The following is a 22,896-nucleotide window of genomic DNA, read 5'->3' on the forward strand; positions in this document are numbered from 1 at the left end:
GCTCGGAAATTATCAGCCACCCCATCCCACCCAAAGGCACTCGCTACGTAGGCAACGGCAAGCCCTCAGGAATCGCCGCAGACCCGGCCGGCGCCGTACGGAAACGCAAAACCAACCCCGTCAGAACCACCACCACGACCGAACAACAAACCCTCTAAAAAGAAGTGAGACACTCCCGGTCTGGCCACTACTCAGACCGGAAGCGTCTACACAGGTATGAGACATCAATTGTCTACACAGGTATGAGACATGAACTGTCTACAGAGGTATGAGACATGACAAGCGCTTTCCAATGCAATAACTGCGACACAGATGTGGGGGGAGGGGCTACTTGGCCGAGCCCAGGAATTCCTGCAGTCGGGCCACGCCCACGGCCAGATCGTCATCGCCCAGCGCGTAGGACAGGCGGAGGTAGCCGCTGGGGCCAAACGCCTCGCCGGGAACCACTGCAACTTCGGCCTTGTCCAGGATCAGGGCAGCCAATTCGGCGGACGTCGCCGGGCGGATGCCACCAATGTCACGGCCCAGCAGGCCGCGAACATCGGCGTAAGCGTAAAACGCGCCGTGCGGGGTGGGGCACTCCACGCCGTCAATGGCGTTCAACCCGGCAACCATTGCCTTACGACGGCGGTCAAAGGCCACCTTCATCTCATCCACAGCAGTCAACGGGCCGGCAACAGCTGCCAGCGCGGCCATCTGGGACACGTTGGCCACGTTGGAGGTGGCATGGGACTGCATGTTGGTCGCTGCCTTGGTGACATCCAGCGGGGCAATCATCCAGCCCACCCGCCAACCCGTCATGGCGTAGGTCTTGGCCACGCCATTGAGGATCACCACACGGTCGCCCAGCTCGGGGGTTGCCGTGGCGATCGAGGTGAAGGGCACGCCGTCGTAGGTGAGGTGCTCATAGATTTCATCCGTAACAACCCACAGGCCCTTTGATGCTGCCCAGAGACCAATTTCGCGGGTCTGTTCGGGGGAGTAGACGGCGCCGGTGGGGTTGGACGGTGACACAAAGAGCAGCACCTTGGTACGGGGTGTCAGTGCGGCTTCCAATTGCTCGACGCTCACCAAGTAGCCTTGCTCGGGGCCGGCAAACACTTCCACAGGAACACCGCCAGCTAGGCGAATCGCCTCAGGGTAGGTGGTCCAGTAGGGGGCCGGGAGAATGACTTCATCGCCCGGATCCAGGAGTGTTGCGAAGGACTCGTAGACGGCCTGCTTACCCCCGTTGGTCACCAATACCTGGGCCGGGTCCACGGCGTACCCGGAATCGCGCAGGGTCTTCGCTGCAATGGCGCTGCGCAGTTCAGGCAGTCCTGCGGCCGGGGAGTACCTGTGGTATTTCGGCTGACGGGCAGCAGCAATGGCTGCCTCAACAATGTAGTCGGGTGTGGGGAAATCAGGCTCACCGGCGCCAAACCCAATGACAGGGCGGCCGGCGGCTTTCAGCGCCTTGGCTTTGGCGTCCACGGCAAGCGTGGCGGATTCGGCAATAGCGGCGATCCGTGCGGAAACACGGCGCCCGGAGGCGTGGTCAGCTGTCAAGTCGGCAGACATCATGATTCTTTCTTCGGTGGGAGGCCCAAAATACTTTCATCGTCATTGTCTACTTTAGGGGCATCGGGCGCCCGGTTCGACGAACGGGCTTAAGAATGCGTAGAATGGGTAACCGGTGTTGAACCACCATGATGGTTCACGCCTTCAAGCCGGTTTGGAAAGACTGCTTCGAAGCTGTAAGTTATTCATGGCAATTAGCACGGAATGGATGTTTTTCTGCGGGCTCACACCTGGGTCTGCGGCAAGATTTCAAAGGGTAGTGGCGCAATTGGTAGCGCAGCGGTCTCCAAAACCGCAGGTTGCAGGTTCGAGTCCTGTCTGCCCTGCGCATAGTCGTAGCGGTTTTTTGCACGGTTAGATAGTGTGAGGAATCCTTGACTGAGCGAATGTTTGCACATCGCACGGTCCGGATAGCCGGGCCAGCGTGTTTTCCAACTAATGATGAGTGAGGCACTGGTGACCGAAACTGCGGCAAGCAGCTCCAAGGGCCCTGTGAAGAAGGCTGCAAAGCCCGGCAAGCCCGGAATCTTTAGCCGGATTGCTCTCTTCCTCCGCCAGGTCATTGGCGAGCTGAAGAAGGTTGTCACCCCCACTCGCAAAGAGTTGATCAACTACACCGCCGTCGTGCTGGTATTCGTTGTCATCGTGATGGGTATTGTTACCGTCTTGGATCTGGGCTTCGGTCAAGCCGTGCTGTGGATCTTTGGTGGAAACGTAAACATCGAGCAGTAAGAAGCTCAACTTGGCCGACCCCGCCGAACAATTTGGCACCGGGTCGGTTTGAGCCATTTAAGAAACGCACAAGGAAAGCAGGAAATTCGTGTCTGAGCTGGAGCCCGAGGCTACATACAGTGAGCAGGACCAGGACACTGTGGTTGCTGATGCTGCCATCAATGCCGACCTTGATGCCGTTGACGCTGAAACAGAAGCTGCCGCAACGGACGCTGACGTCACCGAAGAGCCGGCAGTAGACGCCGAGCCCGAGGTGGACCCGGCCGAAGAATTCAAGGCCAAGCTGCGCCGCCAAGAGGGTGACTGGTACGTCATCCACTCCTACGCTGGTTACGAAAACCGCGTCAAGGTCAATCTTGAGTCCCGCAGCCTGTCGCTGAACATGGAAGATTACATCTTCGAAGTCCAGGTCCCCATGGAAGAAGTCGTGGAGATCAAGAACGCGACTCGCAAGGTTGTCAACCGCGTCCGTATTCCCGGCTACGTTTTGGTCCGCATGGACCTGACAGATGCCTCCTGGGGCGTTGTTCGGCACACACCCGGCGTCACAGGCTTCGTGGGCAACGCCCACAACCCTGTTCCGTTGCGCCTGGACGAGGTATTCTCCATGCTTGCCCCGATCTTCGAGGAGCAGCAGGCTGAAGAATCAGGTGTTCCGTTGCGTCACGATCCTACTGACGCCGAGATCGACTTTGAAGTTGGCGAAGCAGTCATCGTCAAGGACGGTCCGTTCGAGGGCCTGTCGGCTTCGATCTCCGAGATCAAGCCCGAATCACAGCACTTGGTGGTTTTGGTGTCGATCTTCGAGCGCGAAACCCCCGTCACCCTTTCCTTCAACCAGGTCACAAAGATCTAGTTGTCCACAAATTTCGTTTCGCGAGATCATAGCTTTGTTCCCGTGAAACGTTCGGCCGGACGCCATTCGGCCACCCACCTTGGACGCGCTCCGTCGTCCCAGGAAAGATATTGAGAGAAGGACCCTACATTGGCTCCCAAGAAAAAGGTCACCGGCCTTATCAAGCTGCAGATCCAGGCAGGCGCCGCTAACCCGGCACCGCCCATCGGTCCGGCACTTGGTCAGCACGGCGTCAACATCATGGAATTCTGCAAGGCGTACAACGCTGCCACGGAATCCCAGCGCGGAAACGTTATCCCGGTTGAAATCACGGTTTACGAAGACCGTTCATTCACCTTCATCACCAAGACCCCGCCGGCCGCAGAGCTCATCAAAAAAGCTGCAGGCATTGCTAAGGGTTCAGGTACGCCTCACACAGTCAAGGTTGCTCAGCTGACCAAGGCTCAGGTTACCGAGATTGCAACCCAGAAGATGGTTGACCTCAACGCCACCAGCATTGAAGGCGCAGAGAAGATCATCGCCGGTACCGCCCGTTCCATGGGTGTCACCGTCGAAGCTTAAGTCCTTTTCGACTCTCGCTTTACGCCCATTTGGGCACCTACAAACATTCAGAACGACGCCGTACAGCTCACCTTAGGTGAGCTGGCGACGTACGTAGTGGCAGGGCCCGCGCGGTCCTAACGACCACAACTGCACAAGGAGAAACGCAGCATGGCAAAGCGCAGTAAAGCATATGAGGCAGCCGTAGCCAAGATCGATGCAGACAATGTCTACGCACCGTTCGACGCTATCAAGCTCGCCAAGGACACCAACCCGTCCAAGTTCGACGCTACCGTTGAGGTTGCCTTCCGCTTGGGTGTAGACCCTCGCAAGGCTGACCAGATGATCCGTGGCACGGTTAACCTGCCCCACGGTACCGGTAAGACTGCTCGCGTCCTGGTTTTCGCAACCGGTGAGCGTGCCGAGGCTGCTATCGCAGCTGGCGCCGAATTCGTTGGCACCGACGACCTGATCGAAAAGATTCAGGGCGGCTGGACCGACTTCGACGCAGCCGTTGCTACACCTGACCTCATGGGTAAGGTTGGCCGTTTGGGTAAGGTTCTTGGTCCTCGTAACCTCATGCCGAACCCGAAGACCGGTACGGTAACGAACGATGTTGCCAAGGCTGTTAACGACATCAAGGGTGGAAAGATCGACTTCCGCGTCGACAAGCACTCCAACCTTCACTTCATCATTGGCAAGGTTTCCTTCGACGTCGTCAAGCTGGCTGAGAACTACGCAGCTGCCCTGGAAGAGGTGCTTCGTTTGAAGCCGTCCGCTTCCAAGGGACGCTACCTGCAGAAGGCCACCGTCTCCACGACGTTCGGCCCCGGCATTCCGGTAGATCCTCAGGCAACCAAGGTTGTCATCGAGGCTTAAGCCTTAGATAGTCTTGGAAAGGGCCGGTGTAGCGTAGAGCTACGCTGGCCCTTTCTTGTTTGTAGGCTGGGGTTCATGGGGCTTTACCGGAACGAGTACAGGAGTCATCGGATGGTTCTGAGCATTCGCACGGCCGTGGCGGCCGATGCGCCGGAACTGGCTGCGCTGGCGGCTCTGACTTTTCCCTTGGCCTGCCCGGCCGGCAGCCCGCCGGAAGAGATCGAATCGTTTGTGGCCCAGTACCTCAGTGTCCACGCATTTGAACGCTACGTGGCTGACCCCGCACGGAAGATATTCCTCGCCCACGGTGTCCCAAGCAGCGGTGCGGACAGCCTGCTGGCCTACTCCATGCTGGTGGACGCCCCGCCGTCGGACGCCGACGTTGCCGCGGTAGTGTGCGGGGACGATTCCGCGGAACTGAGCAAGTGCTACGCGCACCCCGACACACACGGGAGCGGTGTCAGCGCCACGATCATGGCGGCCAGCCTTGACTGGGTGCGGGAACTGGGCAGGGGTCAAGTCTGGTTGGGGGTCAACAGTGAGAACCTGCGGGCCCAGGGCTTTTACCTAAAACATGGCTTCACCATTGCCGGGACCAGAAGTTTTCGGCTGGGGAATAGGGTCGAGCATGACTACGTCATGGTGCGCCCAACAAGCAGAACAACAACGGGGTAGGTTCAGCGTGGCAGAGATTATTATTGAGCAGTTGCGTGTTCCCGACACTATCGAGGGCGAGGCTGCCGCTGAGTTCTTGCAGGCTGTGGAAGTGTCCCGCAAGGTGCGCGTCAATACATGGGGCAATGACGAGCTGGCCTACACACCCGAGGAGCTGTTCCAGCTCTGCCACGACCCCTACGAATGGTATGTGGTCTTGGTGGTGCGTCTGGACGGAGAAATTGTGGGCCGGGCCGGCATCGCCCTGCCACTGGATGACAACACCGATCTGGCGCACGTGACATTGGATGTGCTGCCCAGCGCTGAGGGGCGCGGACTGGGCCGGAAGTTGCTGGAAGCTGCCGAGCTTTTTGTCAAGGGCGAGAATCGGCGCATTGTTGTGGTGGAAACCAATCACGCGGCGGCCGATCTGCGCACGGTGGCGCCAGAGAATTTGGCTGCCACCCGTGACGGCAGCCTCATGCCGCTGAGCAGCCGCGAGGCCCAGTTTGCGTACAACGCCGGCTATGTTTTGGAGCAGGTGGAGCAATTTAGTGCCTGCGCGCTTCCGCTGCCGCAAGCCCTGACCGACAGCCTGAAGACCAGCGCGATGGCCGCGCACAGGTCGGCATACGCCGGGCACCAATGGTTGGATACCTGCCCGGAGAGATGGGCGGGGGACATTGTCCGCCTGGAGCAAAGCATCAGTGACGACGACGGCGACTCGGAGTCCTGGGACGTGGTGAAACTGCGTGAGGCGGAGGAACTCTCAGTCTTGACGGGACGCCACACCTTGGTGAGTGCTGCAGAATGTCTGGAATCTGGCACCTTGGTGGCCTTCACTTCGATTTCGGTGTTGAAGCACCGTGATGATGTGGCCTTCCAGGACGACACGGTGGTGGAAGAGACGCACCGGGGCAAGGATGTTGGCCTGCACATCAAGGTGGAGAACATGGAACTGCTCATGCGCGAGTTTCCCCACGTCAAGACGATTTACACCTGGAATTCTCCGGACAACGCCTACATGCTCTCCGTTAACGCGCAGTTAGGGTTTGTCAGCGCGGGTGTCACCGGCCAGTGGCGCAAAGACTTTAACGCCATCGACTAGTGCCTGGGTCCGCGGTACACCGGACGTCGACAGCCACGATTTGGAATGCGCACCACCCCTCCTGTAATCTTTAAGAACCAAAGACCGTCGGTCGGTGTTATATACCCCCAGCCAAGTGATGCAGCATGCATCGTACTGTGCTGGATGCGGGTGGATGAGCATCCGAAAGTCCTTCAGTAGGACGGCCAGCGCAGGTGCACAAAGCTTATTAGCGGTGTTGAACACGGGTGAAAACCCATGGATCCACTGCCAACTAACGCCCCGTACATCTGTGCGGGGCGTTTTGTTTTGCCGCTTGTCCCCTAGCGGACAAGCGGCAAGGACCCGTACAGACCGGCACTAATTCCCGGAAGGAGGGTTATGGCAACGCCAACAAAGGTGGCTGCAGTTGCAGAAATCACCAAGGATTTCAATGACTCCACTGCAGCAGTCCTAACCGAATACCGTGGGCTCACCGTTGCTCAGCTCAAGGAGCTGCGCGTTTCTCTCGGCCAGGACACTAAGTTCGCGGTCGTAAAGAACACTCTGACTGCCATTGCGGCCAAGGAAGCTGGTGTTGACGCTTTCACCGGTCAGCTGTCAGGTCCCACCGCCATTGCTTTCATCAAGGGTGACGCTATTGCAGCAGCAAAGAGCCTCACGGATTTTGCAAAAGCCAACAAGCAGCTGGTCATCAAGACCGGTGTCTTCGAAGGCAAGGCTCTTGACGCTTCCGAGGTTGCCGCACTGGCAGCCCTGGAATCCCGCGAGCTGCAGCTGGCCAAGGTTGCCGGCATCCTCAAGGCTCCGATGGCAGCCGCTGCACGCACGCTTGAAGCATTGCGCTTGAAGCTTGCCGAAGGCGCTCCCGCTGAAGAGGCTCCGGCCGCTGAGGAAGCTCCCGTAGCTGACGAAGCGCCGGTAGCTGAAGCTGAGACCACCGAGGCCTAACGCCTCATGGGATTCGTCCCTCAAGTTTTTCCCTAAATCCATGAGGACTTAGGTTCTTAGATTCGCCCCTCACCGGGCATGAACACAGAAGGAGCGCCACCCATGGCTAAGCTCACCAACGACGAGCTCATTGAAGCTTTCAAGGAACTGACCATCATCGAGCTCTCCGAGTTCGTTAAGCAGTTCGAAGAGACCTTCGAAGTTACCGCTGCTGCTGTTGCAGTTGCTGGCCCGGCCGGTGCCGCAGCTGAAGAAGCTGAAGCACAGACCGAATTCGACGTAGTCCTCGAAGCCGCTGGCGACAAGAAGATTGCTGTTATCAAGGAAGTTCGCTCGATCACTTCCTTGGGTCTGAAGGAAGCCAAGGAGGTCGTTGACTCGGCTCCTAAGGCTGTTCTGGAAGGCGTCACCAAGGAAGCTGCAGAGAAGGCCAAGGAAGCTCTCGAAGCTGCCGGCGCCACGGTTACTGTCAAGTAATCACCTCGCACCTCAAAAGAAGCCCCGCACCGATTGGTGCGGGGCTTCTTTGCGTCCGGGCCGGGGCTGCTGAAGTTATTCAGGCACGGAAACGTCGGCCACTGTGGCATTGAAAGCGGCGATGAGGGCGTCGGCTTCCACGAACATGCTGTACCCGTGTTCTCCGGCACCCATGGCCACCTTGCGCCCAACGACGCCTTCGTCAGCGAACACCGGCCACGCCGTGGTGCTGCCCAAGGGCGTGATGGTGCCGCGTTCGTAGCCGGTGGCCGCGAACGCCACCTCAGCCGGTGGCAGCCGAAGCTTGTTGACCCCGACCGCTGCGCGCAGCTTTGGCCAGGAAATGGCCCGGCCACTAGGGAACGGAGCGGGGAGGTCAAGACGGGATTCGCCGAGAGTATCCAGAATCGCATCCCCAAGAATCTATGGGCAATTCCGCCGCCGTGACTGGACAGATAATGCCGCTATAAAAATTCGAAGCGGCACTATCTGTCCAGTCACGGGTCACACGGGCCGGTTTGGCTACTTCCCGATTCCGAGCTGCGCAGCCGCACTCACTGCGCGTCCCGGAACAGGAGCAGGGCCTCACCCTGGCCGCCGCCGCCGCAGAGGGAAACAGCTGCCTTGCCGGAACCTCGTCGGCTCAACTCCAGGGCGGCATGCAGCGCAAGCCGGGCCCCGGACGACCCGATCGGGTGGCCCAGGGCGATGGCGCCGCCGTGAATATTGCATTTTTCCAGTGGCATGCCCAGATCGTCAAGCGACTGGACAGCAACGGAGCCAAAAGCCTCGTTGATCTCAATGAAATCAAGCTCCGCAACATCCCAGCCAGCCGTGTCCAACGCCTTGAAGATGGCGTTGGAGGGTTGGGAATGTAAGGAATTGTCCGGACCAGCGACCTGACCGGGGGAGCCCACAACTGCCAGCCAAGCAAGCCCGTGCTCTTCCGCGTAGGAACGGGACGAAAGCACCAGAGCGCTGGCGCCGTCGGACAGGGGAGAGGAGTTACCTGCCGTGATGGCACCGTCGGCGGTGAAGGCGGGGCGCAAACCGGCAAGCGTTTCCACGGTGGTCTGCGACCGGATGCCCTCGTCGTGCGTCAGCACCAGCGGCTCACCTTTCCGTTGGGGCACGGTGACCGGGACAATCTCGGCGTCGAAAACGCCCGCGGCCGCCGCGGTTGCTGCACGCTGGTGCGAGGCTGCCGCCACATTATCCTGAGCGGTTCTACTGATGTTCAGGCGAATATTGCCCCGCTCGGTGGACAGCCCCATGGAGTCGGCGTCAAAGGCGTCGGTCAGGCCGTCATGGGCAGCCACGTCCAGGGCCTGGATGGCGCCGTACGTCCAACCCTGCCGTGAGCCCGGGAGAATATGCGGGGCGCGCGTCATGGACTCCTGGCCGCCAGCCACCACCACTGTCGCCTCACCGCTGCGGATCAGCCGGGCCGCGTCAATCACTGCCGTCAGCCCGGACAGGCATACCTTGTTGATGGTTACGGCCGGCACGTCCCAGCCAACCCCGGCACCCACTGCACTTTGCCGTGCCGGGTTCTGCCCGGCCCCGGCCTGCAGCACCTGGCCCATCACCACAAAGTCAACATCTCCGACGTTGACGCCAGCGTTGCCAAGGGCCCCGGCAATGGCCTTCGCGCCAAGTTCGACGGCGGTAAACGGCGCCAACTGGCCGTTGAGTCGGCCCTGCGGGGTGCGGGCTCCTGCAAGAATAACTACATCATTTGCTTGTGCCGTCATGGCTGCCGTGCTCCTTGTACCTAGTGCCGTGCCGCTCCTCGTTGAGCCACACGTATCCTCTATAGAATCTAACAGCACAGCCTTGCCGCAAATTTCCTGAGCCGCACAACAACACGTGCCGCACGGAAAGTCAGTGAGTGTTACGCCACAATTGGGTGGCGAATAACGGCCAGGAACCCGCAGGAATCCGGGAATTCTTGCGGCGGGAATATCAATACTTGCGCATTCTTGCCGCGTGGGGTAGACACGTGAGCTACTTTGCCTGTAATGTAGATCTTTGCGTATCCCTCTTAACCTTCAGCCCTCATATAGCGGTGGGCTTTGCTTCGGACAAGAGAACTTGGACAACGCGAATCAGTGACAGCCTTGAGCTGAAACTGATGCGCAGTTGACCTCTCTTGACCAGCGATCGTAGTGGTTTGATGACCACTAGCGACTCGGGTGAGGGTTCGTAAGAACAAGCCTGCAGGTCTGTGGAAGGATCCCTCTTGGTCGCCTCGAGCACCTCTAATGTAAATAACGCTGCAACCGCTATCGATTCAAACAGCACCGATGGTGCAAAGAGTCGCCTCTCATTCGCAAAGATTCGTGAGCCGCTTGACGTGCCGAATCTGCTTGCCCTCCAAACCGAGAGCTTTGACTGGCTCGTAGGTAACGAGCGCTGGCAGGACCGCATGCAAACGGCCGTGGGTGCTGGCGATGACAGTGTGGCCGTCACCTCGGGCCTATCCGACATTTTCGAAGAGATCTCCCCCATTGAGGATTTCCAGGGCACCATGTCCCTGTCCTTCACTGAGCCGGAATTCTCTGACCCGAAGTTCACTGTTGACGAGTGCAAGGACCGCGACGCCACATACGCCGCGCCGTTGTACGTCAAGGCCGAGTTCATGAACAACTTGACCGGTGAAATCAAGCAACAGACTGTCTTCATGGGCGACTTCCCGCTGATGACCAACAAGGGCACCTTCGTGATCAACGGCACCGAGCGTGTTGTTGTATCCCAGCTGGTGCGTTCCCCGGGCGCATACTTTGAGCGCACGGCGGATAAGACCAGTGACAAGGAAATCTTCACCGCCAAGATCATCCCCTCACGTGGTGCATGGTTCGAGCTGGAGATTGACAAGCGCGACCAGGTTGGTGTCCGTCTTGACCGCAAGCGCAAGCAGTCAGTCACTGTACTGCTGAAGGCTTTGGGTTGGACCGAAGGCCAGATCCTGGAGGAGTTCGGCGAGTTCGACTCCATCCGTGCCACCTTGGAAAAGGATGCCACCACGGGCCGCGAAGATGCCCTGCTGGACATCTACCGCAAGCTTCGTCCGGGCGAGCCGCCCACAGTTGACGCTGCTGACGCGTTGCTGCACAACCTGTACTTCAACCCCAAGCGCTACGATCTGGCCAAGGTTGGCCGTTACAAGATCAACCGCAAACTTGGTATTGACTTGCCGTTGAGCGATGAGAAGGCATCAGTTCTGAGCGTGGATGACATTGTCGCCATGATCAAGTACCTGGTCACCTTGCACGCTGGCGAGGCCACCACCAAGGGCAAGCGCGACGGCGCCGAGGTCACCTTGCGCGTTGACGTCGATGACATCGACCACTTCGGCAACCGTCGTATCCGCGCCGTCGGCGAGCTCATCGAGAACCAGGTCCGTACGGGTCTTTCTCGCATGGAGCGCGTTGTGCGCGAGCGTATGACCACGCAGGACGTCGAAGCCATCACGCCGCAGACCCTGATCAACATCCGTCCCGTTGTGGCTGCCATCAAGGAGTTCTTCGGAACGTCCCAGTTGTCACAGTTCATGGATCAGAACAACCCGCTGGCCGGTCTGACGCACAAGCGTCGTCTGTCCGCGCTGGGCCCGGGCGGTTTGTCCCGTGACCGTGCAGGCATGGAAGTTCGAGACGTTCACCCGTCCCACTACGGCCGTATGTGCCCCATTGAAACTCCTGAAGGCCCCAACATTGGTCTGATTGGTTCATTGGCTTCCTACGGACGCATCAACCCGTTCGGTTTCATTGAGACACCGTACCGTCGCGTCAAGGACGGCGTTGTTTCTGACGAAGTTGACTACCTGACAGCTGATGACGAGATGGATGTTGTTATTGCACAGGCCAACGCGCCTCTGGATGCCAACAGCCACTTCTCCGAGGACTCCGTACTTGTTCGCCAGCGCGGTGGTGGCGGTGAGCCGGTTTTGATCCCGGCCAACGACGTCGAGTACATGGACGTTTCCCCGCGCCAGATGGTGTCTGTGGCTACGGCCTTGATCCCGTTCCTTGAGCATGATGATGCTAACCGCGCCTTGATGGGTGCGAACATGCAGCGTCAGGCTGTGCCGCTGGTCCAGTCCGAGTCCCCGTTTGTGGGAACCGGTATGGAGCGCGCAACAGCTGTTGACGCCGGTGACGTGGTCATCGCCAAGAAGGCCGGTGTTGTCTCGGAGGTTTCCGCAGACATCGTTGTCATGTTGAACGACGACGGCACCGAGACCAACTACCCGATCGCCAAGTACCAGCGTTCCAACCAGGGCACGGCCTACAACCAGCGCGTTCTGGCCGCTGAGGGCCAGCGTCTGGAAGTTGGCGGCATCATTGCTGACGGTCCGGCAACTGACATGGGCGAGCTCGCCTTGGGTAAGAACCTCTTGGTTGCCTTCATGTCGTGGGAAGGTCACAACTACGAGGATGCCATCATCCTCTCGCAGCGCATTGTTGCTGAAGATGTGCTCTCCTCCATCCACATTGAAGAGCATGAGATCGACGCTCGCGACACCAAGCTTGGTGCCGAGGAAATCACCCGGGACATCCCGAACGTTTCCGAGGAAATCCTTGCTGGTTTGGACGAGCGCGGCATCATCCACATCGGTGCAGAAGTTGAAGCCGGCGACATCCTGGTAGGTAAGGTCACCCCCAAGGGTGAAACCGAGCTGACCCCGGAGGAGCGTCTGCTCCGTGCCATCTTCGGTGAGAAGAGCCGCGAAGTTCGCGACACTTCCTTGAAGGTGCCCCACGGCGAGTCCGGTACTGTCATTGGCGTTCGCGTCTTTGACCGTGACTCCGAAGACGATCTGCCCCCCGGTGTGAACCAGCTGGTTCGCGTCTACGTTGCCAACAAGCGCAAGATCACCGATGGTGACAAGCTTGCCGGCCGTCACGGTAACAAGGGTGTCATCTCCAAGATCCTCCCGATCGAAGACATGCCGTTCCTTGCCGACGGTACCCCCGTTGACATCGTCCTGAACCCCCTGGGTGTTCCGGGCCGAATGAACGTTGGCCAGGTCCTGGAAATCCACCTCGGTTGGGTTGCCAAGACCGGTTGGAAGATTGAGGGCGAGCCGGATTGGGTTAAGAACCTGCCGAACCTGCCCCGCGAAATCGGCCAGACCCGTGTTGCCACCCCGGTGTTCGACGGTGCCCGTGATGAGGAAATCACTGGCCTGCTCGATTCCACCAACGTGACTCGCGACGGCGTTCGCCTGATCGATTCAAGCGGCAAGACCCAACTGTTCGACGGCCGCTCCGGCGAGCCGTTCCCGGATCCGGTCTCTGTTGGTTACATGTACATCTTGAAGCTTCACCACTTGGTGGACGACAAGATTCACGCCCGCTCCACGGGCCCCTACTCCATGATCACTCAGCAGCCCTTGGGCGGTAAGGCCCAGTTCGGTGGCCAGCGCTTTGGTGAGATGGAAGTTTGGGCACTGGAAGCTTATGGCGCGGCATACACCCTGCAGGAATTGCTGACGATCAAGTCCGATGACATCCATGGCCGCGTGAAAGTTTACGAAGCCATCGTCAAGGGCGAGAACATCCCGGAGCCGGGTATCCCGGAATCCTTCAAGGTTCTCATCAAGGAAATGCAGTCGCTGTGCCTGAACGTGGAAGTTCTTTCCACCGATGGCACCACGATTGAGATGCGTGACTCGGATGAAGAAGTCTTCCGGGCCGCGGAGGAGCTGGGCATCGACCTGTCACGGGCCGAGCCTAACTCTGTCGAAGAAGTTTAGTGAGTCGGCGGCGGTGGCCAGCCCACCGCCGTCGAACCTTCACTTCTTCCCGTACCCCGCTTAGACATTCAGACTTTAGAGAATCAGAGAGAACAGGACCCATATGTCCAGCGAATCCTCCTTCGGCTTCATGCAGATTGGCCTGGCCACCGCGCAAGATATCCGCGATTGGTCCCACGGCGAAGTCAAGAAGCCGGAAACCATCAACTACCGTACGCTCAAGCCGGAAAAAGACGGTCTTTTCTGTGAAAAGATCTTCGGCCCCTCGCGTGACTGGGAATGCTACTGCGGCAAGTACAAGCGCGTACGCTTCAAGGGCATCATTTGCGAGCGTTGTGGCGTAGAAGTCACCCGCGCAAAGGTACGCCGTGAGCGCATGGGCCACATTGAGCTTGCAGCTCCCGTAACCCACATTTGGTACTTCAAGGGCGTTCCCTCGCGCTTGGGCTACCTTTTGGACCTGGCACCGAAGGACCTTGAAAAGGTCATTTACTTCGCTGCCTACATGATCACCAGTGTTGACGACGAAGCACGTCACGCCGAGCTGCCGAACCTCCAGATCGAGCATGATCTGGAAAAGAAGCGCATGGTGGACACCCGTGACAGCGACATCGCCACGATCGCCCGCGACCTTGAGGGTGAATTGTTGCGCCTTGAGGGCGAAGGCGCCAAGGCTGCCGACAAGAAGAAGGCCCGCGACTCCGCGGACCGTCAGATGGCGAACGTGCGTAAGCGCGCCGACGCTGACATCGACCGGCTCGAGCAGGTTTGGGACCGTTTCAAGGCCCTGAAGGTTGCCGACCTCGAAGGCGACGAGGCCCTGTACCGCGAATTGCGTGACCGTTACGGCATGTTCTTCGAAGGTGCCATGGGTGCCGAAGCCATCAAGAGCCGTCTTGAGACCTTTGACATGGCCGGTGAAGCGGAGATCCTTCGCGACATCATCGCCAATGGCAAGGGCCAGCGCAAGACGCGTGCCCTCAAGCGCTTGAAGGTTGTCAACGCATTCTTGACCACCAACAACAGCCCCCTGGGCATGGTTTTGGATGCCGTCCCGGTGATCCCGCCGGAACTGCGCCCCATGGTTCAGCTCGACGGTGGCCGTTTCGCCACCTCGGACTTGAACGACCTCTACCGTCGCGTGATCAACCGCAACAACCGTCTCAAGCGTCTGCTTGATTTGGGTGCTCCGGAGATCATCGTCAACAACGAGAAGCGCATGCTGCAGGAAGCCGTTGACTCCCTGTTCGACAACGGTCGTCGTGGCCGTCCCGTCACCGGGCCGGGCAACCGTCCGTTGAAGTCGCTCTCTGACATGCTCAAGGGCAAGCAGGGTCGTTTCCGTCAGAACCTCCTCGGTAAGCGCGTTGACTACTCTGGCCGTTCGGTTATTGTTGTTGGCCCGCAGCTGAAGCTGCACCAGTGTGGTCTGCCCAAGCAGATGGCGTTGGAGCTCTTCAAGCCGTTCGTGATGAAGCGCCTGGTTGATCTCAACCACGCACAAAACATCAAGAGCGCCAAGCGCATGGTTGAGCGTTTCCGTCCCCAGGTGTGGGATGTTCTCGAAGAGATCATCACCGAGCACCCGGTACTGCTGAACCGTGCACCAACCCTGCACCGTTTGGGTATCCAGGCGTTCGAGCCGCAGCTTGTTGAAGGCAAGGCAATCCAGCTTCACCCGCTGGTTTGTGGCGCTTTCAACGCCGACTTCGACGGTGACCAGATGGCAGTTCACTTGCCGCTGAGCCCCGAAGCCCAGGCTGAAGCCCGCATCCTGATGTTGTCCTCGAACAACATTTTGAAGCCCTCCGATGGCCGCCCGGTTACCCTGCCTTCGCAGGATATGATCATCGGCCTGTACCACTTGACCACCAAGCGTGTTGGTTCAGCTGGCGAAGGCCGCAGCTTCTCCACCTCGGCTGAGGCGCTCATGGCGTTCGACGCCGGTGAGTTGCACTTGAACTCACAGGTCAAGATCCGCTTGAGCGAATTCGTTCCCAGCGTTGACCGCGAAGCTCCGGAAGGTTGGGAAGCGGGCACCCCCGCCATCATCGACACCTCCCTGGGCCAGGTCATCTTCAACGAAACCTTGCCGGCTGACTACCCCTGGGTAGAAAAGGTTGCAGATAAGGGCCAGCTCTCCGAGATCGTCAATGACCTCGCCGAGCGGTACCCCAAGGTTGTTGTGGCAGCAACACTGGATAACTTGAAGGATGCCGGTTTCTACTGGGCAACCCGCTCAGGTGTGACAGTTGCGATCTCGGACATCAAGGTGCCCGAGTCTAAGCCAGCCATCCTTGAAGGCTACGAGGTCAAGGCCGCCAAGGTTCAGGCCCAGTTCGACAAGGGTCTGATTGCCGATGACGAGCGCCGCCAGGAGCTCATCGACATCTGGAACCAGGCAACCAACGAGATCGCCGATGCGATGCGTGCGTCCTTCGCCGCATCCAACACGATCAACCGTATGGTTTCCTCCGGTGCTCGTGGTAACTGGATGCAGGTTCGTCAGATTGCCGGTATCCGTGGCTTGGTAGCCAACCCCAAGGGTGAAATTATTCCTCGCCCGATCAAGTCCTCCTACCGTGAGGGCCTGTCGGTTTTGGAGTACTTCATTGCCACTCACGGTGCCCGTAAGGGTCTGGCCGATACCGCTCTGCGTACAGCTAACTCCGGTTACCTGACACGTCGTCTGGTGGATGTCTCGCAGGATGTCATTGTTCGTGAAGACGACTGTGGCACCGAGCGCGGCTTGACCTTGCCGATCGCAGTGGTTGACGCTGCTGGCGAGTTTGTGCTGCACGAGGAAGTCGAGAACAGCGTGTACGCACGCACCTTGGCTGCCGAGGTAGTGGACGCCGCCGGCAAGGTGCTCGCTGTTGCCGGTTCCGACGTCGGAGACGTACTGATCGGTGAACTGTTCGCCGCCGGTGTGGAAGAGATCAAGGTCCGTTCAGTACTCACCTGTGAGTCAACCGTTGGAACTTGCGCTCTTTGCTACGGCCGTTCCTTGGCTACGGGTAAGACCGTGGACATTGGTGAGGCCGTCGGTATCATCGCCGCACAGTCCATTGGTGAGCCCGGTACTCAGCTGACCATGCGTACCTTCCACACCGGTGGTGCTGTTTCTGCCAGCCGTGGCGAGGATATTACCCAGGGTCTGCCCCGTATCCAGGAGCTCTTCGAAGCACGTACCCCCAAGGGTGTGGCTCCGATCGCAGAGGCTGCCGGACGCATCAACATTGATGAGTCCGAGAAGACGATGCGGTTGATCCTCACCCCGGATGACGGCACCGAAGAGATCGCCTACCCGGTACTGCGACGTGCACGCCTGCAGGTTGCTGACGGCGAGCATGTTGAAGTTGGCCAGAAGCTCATTGTGGGTGCTGTTGACCCCAAGCAGGTTCTGCGTATCCTCGGCCCGCGTGCCGCTCAGAAGCACCTCGTTGAGGAAGTTCAGGGCGTTTACCGCAGCCAGGGTGTGGGTATCCACGACAAGCACGTGGAAGTTATTGTCCGCCAGATGCTCCGTCGCGTCACAGTCATCGAGTCCGGCGACTCGAAGCTGCTGCCGGGTGAGCTTGCCGAGCGCGGTCGCTTCGAGACGGAAAACCGTCGCGTTGTGTCCGAGGGCAAGAAGCCGGCATCGGGCCGTAACGAGCTCATGGGTATCACCAAGGCTTCCTTGGCTACCGAGTCATGGCTCTCCGCTGCTTCCTTCCAGGAAACCACCCGCGTCTTGACGCAGGCGGCCATGGAAGGCAAGTCGGATCCGTTGTTGGGTCTGAAGGAGAACGTGATCATCGGTAAGTTGATCCCGGCCGGTACGGGTCTGCCGCGCTACACCAATGTCACGGTGGAGCCGACAGAAGAAGCTAAGGCCAATCTGTTCACAGGTCCGAGCGCGTTCAGCGACTTTGACTATGTGGGCGGAGTTGGAGACTTGGGCAACGAGTTCCGCGCCATCCCCTTGGATGACTACGACTTGGGCACCAACTTCTCCGGCTAATCCCCATCCCGACGGCGGTGAGTTGCCTCATACGGCGACTCACCGCCGTCGTGCTTTAACAAGGTTGTACAGGCTTCTAGCGCGTGGGGGAGCCGGCCGATTTCCTGGCCGGGCTTAACCCGTGGTAATGTAATGAGTAATTGTTAGTGTGGCAGTGGATAAGAGCGTCAACTTTTCAGGGTTAGCCCCGAAAAGTGGATGCAGGTCCGGGTTGTACGGTTCTTGTACAGCGAATGCCACATTTTTGCATGCCTAGGCGCTGTGAAGTCGCCCAGCCTGCGACTACCAGTAAATGGCTCTTCCTTGATGGCAGAACAACTGCGGCGCCTTGGTGCGGCGGTTGTTTACCCTAGGGAAAGCGACACGAGTAACACTCGAGAAAACAACGGAGAACACGAAAGTGCCTACGATTAACCAGCTGGTCCGAAAGGGCCGGACACCCAAGGTCACGAAGACCAAGGCTCCCGCATTGAAGGGCAGCCCCATGCGTCGCGGCGTTTGCACGCGCGTTTACACAACCACCCCGAAGAAGCCGAACTCGGCTCTGCGTAAGGTCGCACGTGTGCGTCTTAACGGCGGCGTGGAAGTTACCGCTTACATCCCCGGTGTAGGCCACAACCTCCAGGAGCACTCCATCGTGCTCGTTCGTGGAGGCCGTGTTAAGGACCTTCCCGGTGTACGTTACAAGATCGTCCGTGGCGCATTGGATACCCAGGGCGTTAAGAACCGCAAGCAGGCTCGTAGCCGCTACGGTGCAAAGATGGAGAAGAAGTAATATGCCTCGCAAGGGTCCGGCCCCCAAGCGGCCGCTAGTTGTAGATCCCGTATACGGCTCCCCGTTGGTCACTCAGTTGATCAACAAGGTTCTTGTTGACGGTAAGAAGTCCACTGCCGAGCGCATCGTTTACGGTGCACTCGAAGGTGTTCGCGAAAAGACCGGTGCTGATCCCGTGGTTGCCTTGAAGAAGGCCATGGAGAACATCAAGCCCAGCCTTGAGGTCAAGTCCCGCCGTGTTGGTGGCGCTACCTACCAGGTTCCGGTTGAAGTCAAGCCCGGTCGTCAGACCGCTTTGGCGCTGCGTTGGTTGGTTGGTTACTCGAAGGCTCGCCGCGAGAAGACCATGACCGAGCGTTTGCGCAACGAAGTTTTGGATGCCTCCAACGGTCTTGGTGCCGCTGTAAAGCGTCGCGAAGACACCCACAAGATGGCCGAGTCCAACAAGGCCTTCGCCCATTACCGCTGGTAACTAGAGCCGTACGCGTGTCCGGCGGCAACCCCGCCGGACACGCAGTAGCTCATCTCTAGAAAAGGGAGACAACGTGGCACAGGACGTGCTTACAGACCTTAACAAGGTCCGCAACATTGGCATCATGGCCCATATTGATGCTGGCAAGACCACTACGACTGAGCGCATCCTGTTCTACACGGGTGTGAACCACAAAATCGGCGAAACCCACGACGGTGCTTCGACGACTGACTGGATGGAACAGGAGAAGGAACGCGGCATCACCATCACCTCCGCCGCCGTGACTTGCTTCTGGAACAACAACCAGATCAACATTATTGACACTCCCGGCCACGTTGACTTCACGGTGGAAGTTGAGCGCTCCTTGCGTGTTCTCGACGGCGCCGTTGCTGTTTTTGACGGCAAGGAAGGCGTTGAGCCTCAGTCCGAGACCGTTTGGCGTCAGGCTGACAAGTACAACGTTCCGCGTATCTGCTTCGTCAACAAGATGGACAAGCTCGGTGCTGACTTCTACTTCACGGTAGACACCATCGTCAACCGCCTCGGTGCAAAGCCGCTGGTCATGCAGCTGCCCATCGGTGTCGAGAGCGAATTCATCGGCGTCGTTGACTTGCTGACCATGAAGGCCTTCGTCTGGGCCGGTGACTCCAAGGGTGACGTCACCATGGGTGCCGCCTACGAAATCCAGGAGATCCCCGCTGATCTTCAGGACCAGGCTGAAGAGTACCGCGCAGCCCTTGTTGAGGCAGCTGCCGAGTCCTCTGAAGAGCTCATGGAGAAGTACCTCGAGGGCGAAGAACCGTCCATCGAGGAGCTGAAGGCTGGCATTCGCAAGCTGACGGTCAACTCCGAGATCTACCCGGTCTTCTGTGGTTCGGCCTTCAAGAACCGCGGCGTGCAGCCCATGCTCGACGCTGTTATTGACTTCCTGCCGAACCCGTTGGATGTTGGCGCCATGATCGGTCACGATCCTCGCGACGAGTCCATCGAGATCAAGCGCGAGCCCAGTGAATCAGAGCCGTTCTCGGCCCTGGCCTTCAAGATCGCCACGCACCCGTTCTTCGGCCAGTTGAACTTCATCCGCGTCTACTCCGGCAAGGCAACTTCCGGTACGCAGCTGATGAACTCGACCAAGGGTAAGAAGGAACGCATTGGCAAGCTCTTCCAGATGCACGCCAATAAGGAAATGCCTGTTGATCAGATCCACGCCGGTCACATCTATGCAGTGATCGGCCTCAAGGACACCACCACCGGTGACACCTTGTGCGATCCGGCACACCAGATCGTTCTGGAGTCGATGACCTTCCCCGCACCCGTGATCTTCGTTGCCATTGAGCCGAAGACCAAGGGTGACCAGGAGAAGCTCTCCACGGCTATCCAGAAGCTCTCCGCTGAGGACCCGACGTTCACCGTCAACCTCAACGAAGACACCGGCCAGACCGAAATTGGCGGCATGGGCGAGCTCCACCTGGACATCCTGGTGGACCGCATGCGTCGCGAATTCAACGTTGAAGCCAATGTTGGCAAGCCGCAGGTTGCGTACCGCGAAACCATCAAGCGCGCCGTCGTCAAGCACGACTACACGCACAAGAAGCAGACCGGTGGTTCGGGTCAGTTCGCTAAGATCCAGATCGCTATTGCGCCGATGGATACTGCCGAAGGCGAGATGTACGAGTTCGAGAACAAGGTCACTGGTGGCCGTGTTCCCCGCGAATACATCCCCAGCGTTGACCAGGGCATCCAGTCCGCATTGCCTGATGGCGTGCTGGCCGGCTACCCGATGGTTGGCATCAGGGCCACGCTGCTTGATGGCGCGTCCCACGATGTTGACTCCTCCGAAATGGCCTTCAAGATCGCCGGTCGAATGGCGTTCAAGGAAGCTGCTCGGATGGCCAACCCGATTCTGCTTGAACCGTTGATGGAAGTTGAAGTCCGCACCCCTGAGGAATACATGGGTGAAGTTATCGGTGACATCAACTCTCGTCGTGGCCAGATGCAGTCCATGGAGGACGCAAGCGGTGTCAAGGTCATCAAGGCTCTTGTTCCCTTGTCCGGCATGTTCGGTTACATCGGTGATCTGCGGTCCAAGACCCAGGGTCGTGCCGTGTACTCGATGAAGTTTGACAGCTACTCTGAGGTTCCGAAGGCAGTAGCCGACGAAATCATCCAGAAGGCTCGCGGCGAGTAGTCGCACTTTGCTTGGGTCTGATCTTTGGCTTTATGCTGAATAAGACCCAAGCAGCAGTAATTTCTTAAATATAAAAAGCCCCCAGTAGACTTACTACGGTTTTAGTGACGAAAAGCGTCGCTAGAGAGTATGTCATCTGAAAATGTTCTAGGAGGAACCCGTGGCGAAGGCAAAGTTCGAGCGGACCAAGCCGCACGTTAACATCGGCACCATCGGTCACGTTGACCATGGTAAGACCACGTTGACGGCTGCCATTTCCAAGGTACTGTACGACAAGTACCCGACACTTAACGAGCAGCGTGATTTCGGCTCCATCGACTCGGCTCCCGAGGAGAAGCAGCGTGGTATCACGATCAACATCTCCCACGTTGAGTACCAGACTGAGAAGCGCCACTACGCACACGTAGACGCTCCCGGTCACGCTGACTACATCAAGAACATGATCACCGGTGCTGCCCAGATGGACGGCGCTATCCTGGTGGTTGCTGCGACTGACGGCCCGATGGCCCAGACTCGCGAGCACGTTCTGTTGGCACGCCAGGTTGGTGTTCCCTACCTGCTGGTAGCGCTGAACAAGTCCGACATGGTTGACGACGAAGAACTCCTCGACCTGGTCGAAATGGAAGTTCGCGAACTGCTGTCCTCACAGGGCTTCGACGGCGACGAGGCACCTGTTGTCCGCGTTTCCGGCTTGAAGGCTCTGGAAGGCGACCCCGAGTGGGTCAAGTCCGTTGAAGACTTGATGGATGCTGTTGACAACCATGTTCCGGACCCGATCCGCGACAAGGACAAGCCGTTCCTGATGCCGGTTGAAGATGTTTTCACCATCACCGGTCGTGGAACTGTTGTGACGGGCCGCGCCGAGCGTGGAACCCTGAAGATCAACTCCGAGGTCGAGATTGTCGGCATCCGTCCGGTCCAGAAGACCACGGTTACCGGTATCGAGATGTTCCACAAGCAGCTCGACGAGGCTTGGGCCGGCGAGAACTGTGGACTGCTGCTCCGCGGTATCAAGCGCGAAGACGTAGAGCGTGGCCAGGTTATCGTGAAGCCGGGTTCCATTACCCCGCACACCGATTTCGAAGCCAACGTCTACATCTTGGCCAAGGATGAGGGCGGTCGTCACAACCCGTTCTACTCCAACTACCGCCCGCAGTTCTACTTCCGTACAACGGATGTTACCGGCGTTATCACCTTGCCTGAGGGCACGGAAATGGTTATGCCTGGCGACAACACCGAAATGACTGTCGCGCTGATCCAGCCGATCGCCATGGAAGAGGGCCTCGGCTTCGCTATCCGCGAAGGCGGCCGCACCGTTGGTTCAGGTCGTGTCACCAAGATCATCAAGTAGTCTCTAACTACTTAAGATCTTAAAAGGAGGGTCCCAGCTTCGGCTGGGGCCCTCCTTTTTGGCGCTATGGTGAGAGTCAGAGGAAGGGGCACCGATGCCGCAGGTAATTGCCGAACGAACCGTCCGCCTGGACCCGGCCACAGCGTTCGAACTATCACAAACCACCGGCGAGTTCCGATTGCGCTGGGATCCCTTTATTCATTCCCAGCAATTCCAAGACGGTGCCACGGTGGCGGCCAAGGGCGTGCGCACGCGTACGCGGACCCGGCTGGGTCTGGTGATGGTCAGCGAGTACGTGTCGTTCGTGCCGGGGAAGAATGTTGGCATGAAGATGGTGACTGGCCCCTGGTTCTTCGCCCAGTTTGGTGGCGGTTGGCGGTTCACCGAGTACGACGGCGGCACAAGACTTGTGTGGAAGTACACGTTCACGTGCAAACCGCGCTGCCTGCAGGGCATAGCTAACCCTCTCGGCCTGTGGCTGCTCGGACGGGAGATGGAACGGCGGATTTCCGCTTTTGCCGGAGCGTGCGACGATGCTGCGCTTATCGCCGATTTCAAGGCACTGGGTTGAGGTGGTCGGCGCAGCTGTTCAGGCTCTGTGCCGGAA

The 22,896-nt window shown here is 58.7% G+C and carries 17 protein-coding genes, 1 tRNA gene and 1 pseudogene; 16 read left to right on the forward strand and 3 right to left on the reverse strand.

Going from position 1 to position 22,896, the window contains the following annotated elements:
* Positions 1 to 327: 327 nt before the first annotated feature.
* A complete protein-coding gene (locus tag ACX80E_RS08625) occupies positions 328 to 1,560 on the reverse strand; it encodes a pyridoxal phosphate-dependent aminotransferase (protein ID WP_459301588.1) in 1,233 nt (410 codons plus the stop codon).
* A 253-nt stretch (positions 1,561 to 1,813) separates the two neighbouring features.
* Here ACX80E_RS08625 and ACX80E_RS08630 point away from each other — a divergent pair.
* The 9 genes from ACX80E_RS08630 to rplL all read left to right on the forward strand — a co-directional run bounded on the left by ACX80E_RS08630 (position 1,814) and on the right by rplL (position 7,736).
* Positions 1,814 to 1,886: transfer RNA gene (locus ACX80E_RS08630), tRNA-Trp, on the forward strand.
* Positions 1,887 to 2,001: 115 nt separating this feature from the next.
* On the forward strand, positions 2,002 to 2,292 hold the full coding sequence (gene secE, locus ACX80E_RS08635; RefSeq protein WP_459301515.1) for a preprotein translocase subunit SecE: 291 nt from the start codon (positions 2,002 to 2,004) through the stop codon (positions 2,290 to 2,292).
* Between the two features lie 88 nt (positions 2,293 to 2,380).
* Positions 2,381 to 3,148, forward strand: coding sequence for a transcription termination/antitermination protein NusG (gene nusG / locus ACX80E_RS08640; RefSeq protein ID WP_459301516.1), 768 nt, complete (start codon positions 2,381 to 2,383; stop codon positions 3,146 to 3,148).
* A 129-nt stretch (positions 3,149 to 3,277) separates the two neighbouring features.
* The gene (gene rplK, locus ACX80E_RS08645; protein WP_062286616.1) at positions 3,278 to 3,709 is read left to right on the forward strand and encodes a 50S ribosomal protein L11; all 432 of its coding nucleotides are present in this window, start codon (positions 3,278 to 3,280) and stop codon (positions 3,707 to 3,709) included.
* Between the two features lie 150 nt (positions 3,710 to 3,859).
* On the forward strand, positions 3,860 to 4,567 hold the full coding sequence (gene rplA, locus ACX80E_RS08650) for a 50S ribosomal protein L1 (protein ID WP_459301517.1): 708 nt from the start codon (positions 3,860 to 3,862) through the stop codon (positions 4,565 to 4,567).
* 111 nt (positions 4,568 to 4,678) lie between these two features.
* Positions 4,679 to 5,242: a GNAT family N-acetyltransferase gene (locus ACX80E_RS08655; protein WP_459301518.1), complete on the forward strand. Its 564-nt coding sequence runs from the start codon at positions 4,679 to 4,681 to the stop codon at positions 5,240 to 5,242.
* A gap of 7 nt (positions 5,243 to 5,249) precedes the next feature.
* Positions 5,250 to 6,329, forward strand: coding sequence for a GNAT family N-acetyltransferase (locus ACX80E_RS08660; protein ID WP_459301519.1), 1,080 nt, complete (start codon positions 5,250 to 5,252; stop codon positions 6,327 to 6,329).
* Between the two features lie 360 nt (positions 6,330 to 6,689).
* Entirely contained in the window at positions 6,690 to 7,259 is a 570-nt protein-coding gene (rplJ, locus tag ACX80E_RS08665; protein ID WP_459301520.1) for a 50S ribosomal protein L10, read from the forward strand.
* 102 nt (positions 7,260 to 7,361) lie between these two features.
* Positions 7,362 to 7,736 (forward strand): 50S ribosomal protein L7/L12, encoded by a 375-nt coding sequence (gene rplL / locus ACX80E_RS08670; RefSeq protein ID WP_459301521.1) that lies wholly within the window; start codon positions 7,362 to 7,364, stop codon positions 7,734 to 7,736.
* 75 nt (positions 7,737 to 7,811) lie between these two features.
* Here rplL and ACX80E_RS08675 read toward each other — a convergent pair.
* Both ACX80E_RS08675 and ACX80E_RS08680 read right to left on the reverse strand, forming a co-directional pair.
* Positions 7,812 to 8,096 (reverse strand): annotated as a pseudogene (locus tag ACX80E_RS08675) (aminoacyl-tRNA deacylase); the annotation flags it as partial.
* A 194-nt stretch (positions 8,097 to 8,290) separates the two neighbouring features.
* Positions 8,291 to 9,490, reverse strand: coding sequence for an acetyl-CoA C-acetyltransferase (locus ACX80E_RS08680; protein ID WP_459301522.1), 1,200 nt, complete (start codon positions 9,488 to 9,490; stop codon positions 8,291 to 8,293).
* 488 nt (positions 9,491 to 9,978) lie between these two features.
* Here ACX80E_RS08680 and rpoB point away from each other — a divergent pair, with 488 nt between their 5' ends.
* From rpoB to ACX80E_RS08715, 7 genes are all read left to right on the forward strand, one after another.
* Positions 9,979 to 13,497: a DNA-directed RNA polymerase subunit beta gene (gene rpoB, locus ACX80E_RS08685; RefSeq protein WP_459301523.1), complete on the forward strand. Its 3,519-nt coding sequence runs from the start codon at positions 9,979 to 9,981 to the stop codon at positions 13,495 to 13,497.
* Between the two features lie 103 nt (positions 13,498 to 13,600).
* Positions 13,601 to 17,503, forward strand: a complete 3,903-nt coding sequence (locus ACX80E_RS08690) for a DNA-directed RNA polymerase subunit beta' (protein WP_459301524.1) — start codon at positions 13,601 to 13,603, stop codon at positions 17,501 to 17,503.
* Between the two features lie 400 nt (positions 17,504 to 17,903).
* Positions 17,904 to 18,278: a 30S ribosomal protein S12 gene (gene rpsL / locus ACX80E_RS08695; protein ID WP_038464715.1), complete on the forward strand. Its 375-nt coding sequence runs from the start codon at positions 17,904 to 17,906 to the stop codon at positions 18,276 to 18,278.
* Between the two features lies 1 nt (position 18,279).
* On the forward strand, positions 18,280 to 18,750 hold the full coding sequence (gene rpsG / locus ACX80E_RS08700; RefSeq protein ID WP_038464713.1) for a 30S ribosomal protein S7: 471 nt from the start codon (positions 18,280 to 18,282) through the stop codon (positions 18,748 to 18,750).
* Between the two features lie 73 nt (positions 18,751 to 18,823).
* Complete coding sequence (gene fusA, locus ACX80E_RS08705; RefSeq protein ID WP_459301525.1) at positions 18,824 to 20,938, forward strand: elongation factor G; 2,115 nt, start codon at positions 18,824 to 18,826, stop codon at positions 20,936 to 20,938.
* Positions 20,939 to 21,098: 160 nt separating this feature from the next.
* The gene (gene tuf / locus ACX80E_RS08710) at positions 21,099 to 22,289 is read left to right on the forward strand and encodes an elongation factor Tu (protein ID WP_459301526.1); all 1,191 of its coding nucleotides are present in this window, start codon (positions 21,099 to 21,101) and stop codon (positions 22,287 to 22,289) included.
* 94 nt (positions 22,290 to 22,383) lie between these two features.
* Positions 22,384 to 22,860, forward strand: coding sequence for an SRPBCC family protein (locus ACX80E_RS08715; protein ID WP_459301527.1), 477 nt, complete (start codon positions 22,384 to 22,386; stop codon positions 22,858 to 22,860).
* The last annotated feature ends 36 nt before the right edge of the window (positions 22,861 to 22,896 follow it).

Source organism: Arthrobacter sp. TMN-49 (assembly GCF_054511095.1).

What these genes read in the sequence shown, in the direction of transcription:
- ACX80E_RS08625 (WP_459301588.1), bottom strand. Translation starts at nt 1,560, where the DNA reads ATGTCTGCCGACTTGACAGCTGACCACGCCTCCGGGCGCCGTGTTTCC.
- secE (WP_459301515.1), top strand. Translation starts at nt 2,002, where the DNA reads ATGAGTGAGGCACTGGTGACCGAAACTGCGGCAAGCAGCTCCAAGGGC.
- rplA (WP_459301517.1), top strand. Translation starts at nt 3,860, where the DNA reads ATGGCAAAGCGCAGTAAAGCATATGAGGCAGCCGTAGCCAAGATCGAT.
- ACX80E_RS08655 (WP_459301518.1), top strand. Translation starts at nt 4,679, where the DNA reads ATGGTTCTGAGCATTCGCACGGCCGTGGCGGCCGATGCGCCGGAACTG.
- rplJ (WP_459301520.1), top strand. Translation starts at nt 6,690, where the DNA reads ATGGCAACGCCAACAAAGGTGGCTGCAGTTGCAGAAATCACCAAGGAT.
- rplL (WP_459301521.1), top strand. Translation starts at nt 7,362, where the DNA reads ATGGCTAAGCTCACCAACGACGAGCTCATTGAAGCTTTCAAGGAACTG.
- ACX80E_RS08680 (WP_459301522.1), bottom strand. Translation starts at nt 9,490, where the DNA reads ATGACGGCACAAGCAAATGATGTAGTTATTCTTGCAGGAGCCCGCACC.
- ACX80E_RS08690 (WP_459301524.1), top strand. Translation starts at nt 13,601, where the DNA reads ATGTCCAGCGAATCCTCCTTCGGCTTCATGCAGATTGGCCTGGCCACC.
- rpsG (WP_038464713.1), top strand. Translation starts at nt 18,280, where the DNA reads ATGCCTCGCAAGGGTCCGGCCCCCAAGCGGCCGCTAGTTGTAGATCCC.
- ACX80E_RS08715 (WP_459301527.1), top strand. Translation starts at nt 22,384, where the DNA reads ATGCCGCAGGTAATTGCCGAACGAACCGTCCGCCTGGACCCGGCCACA.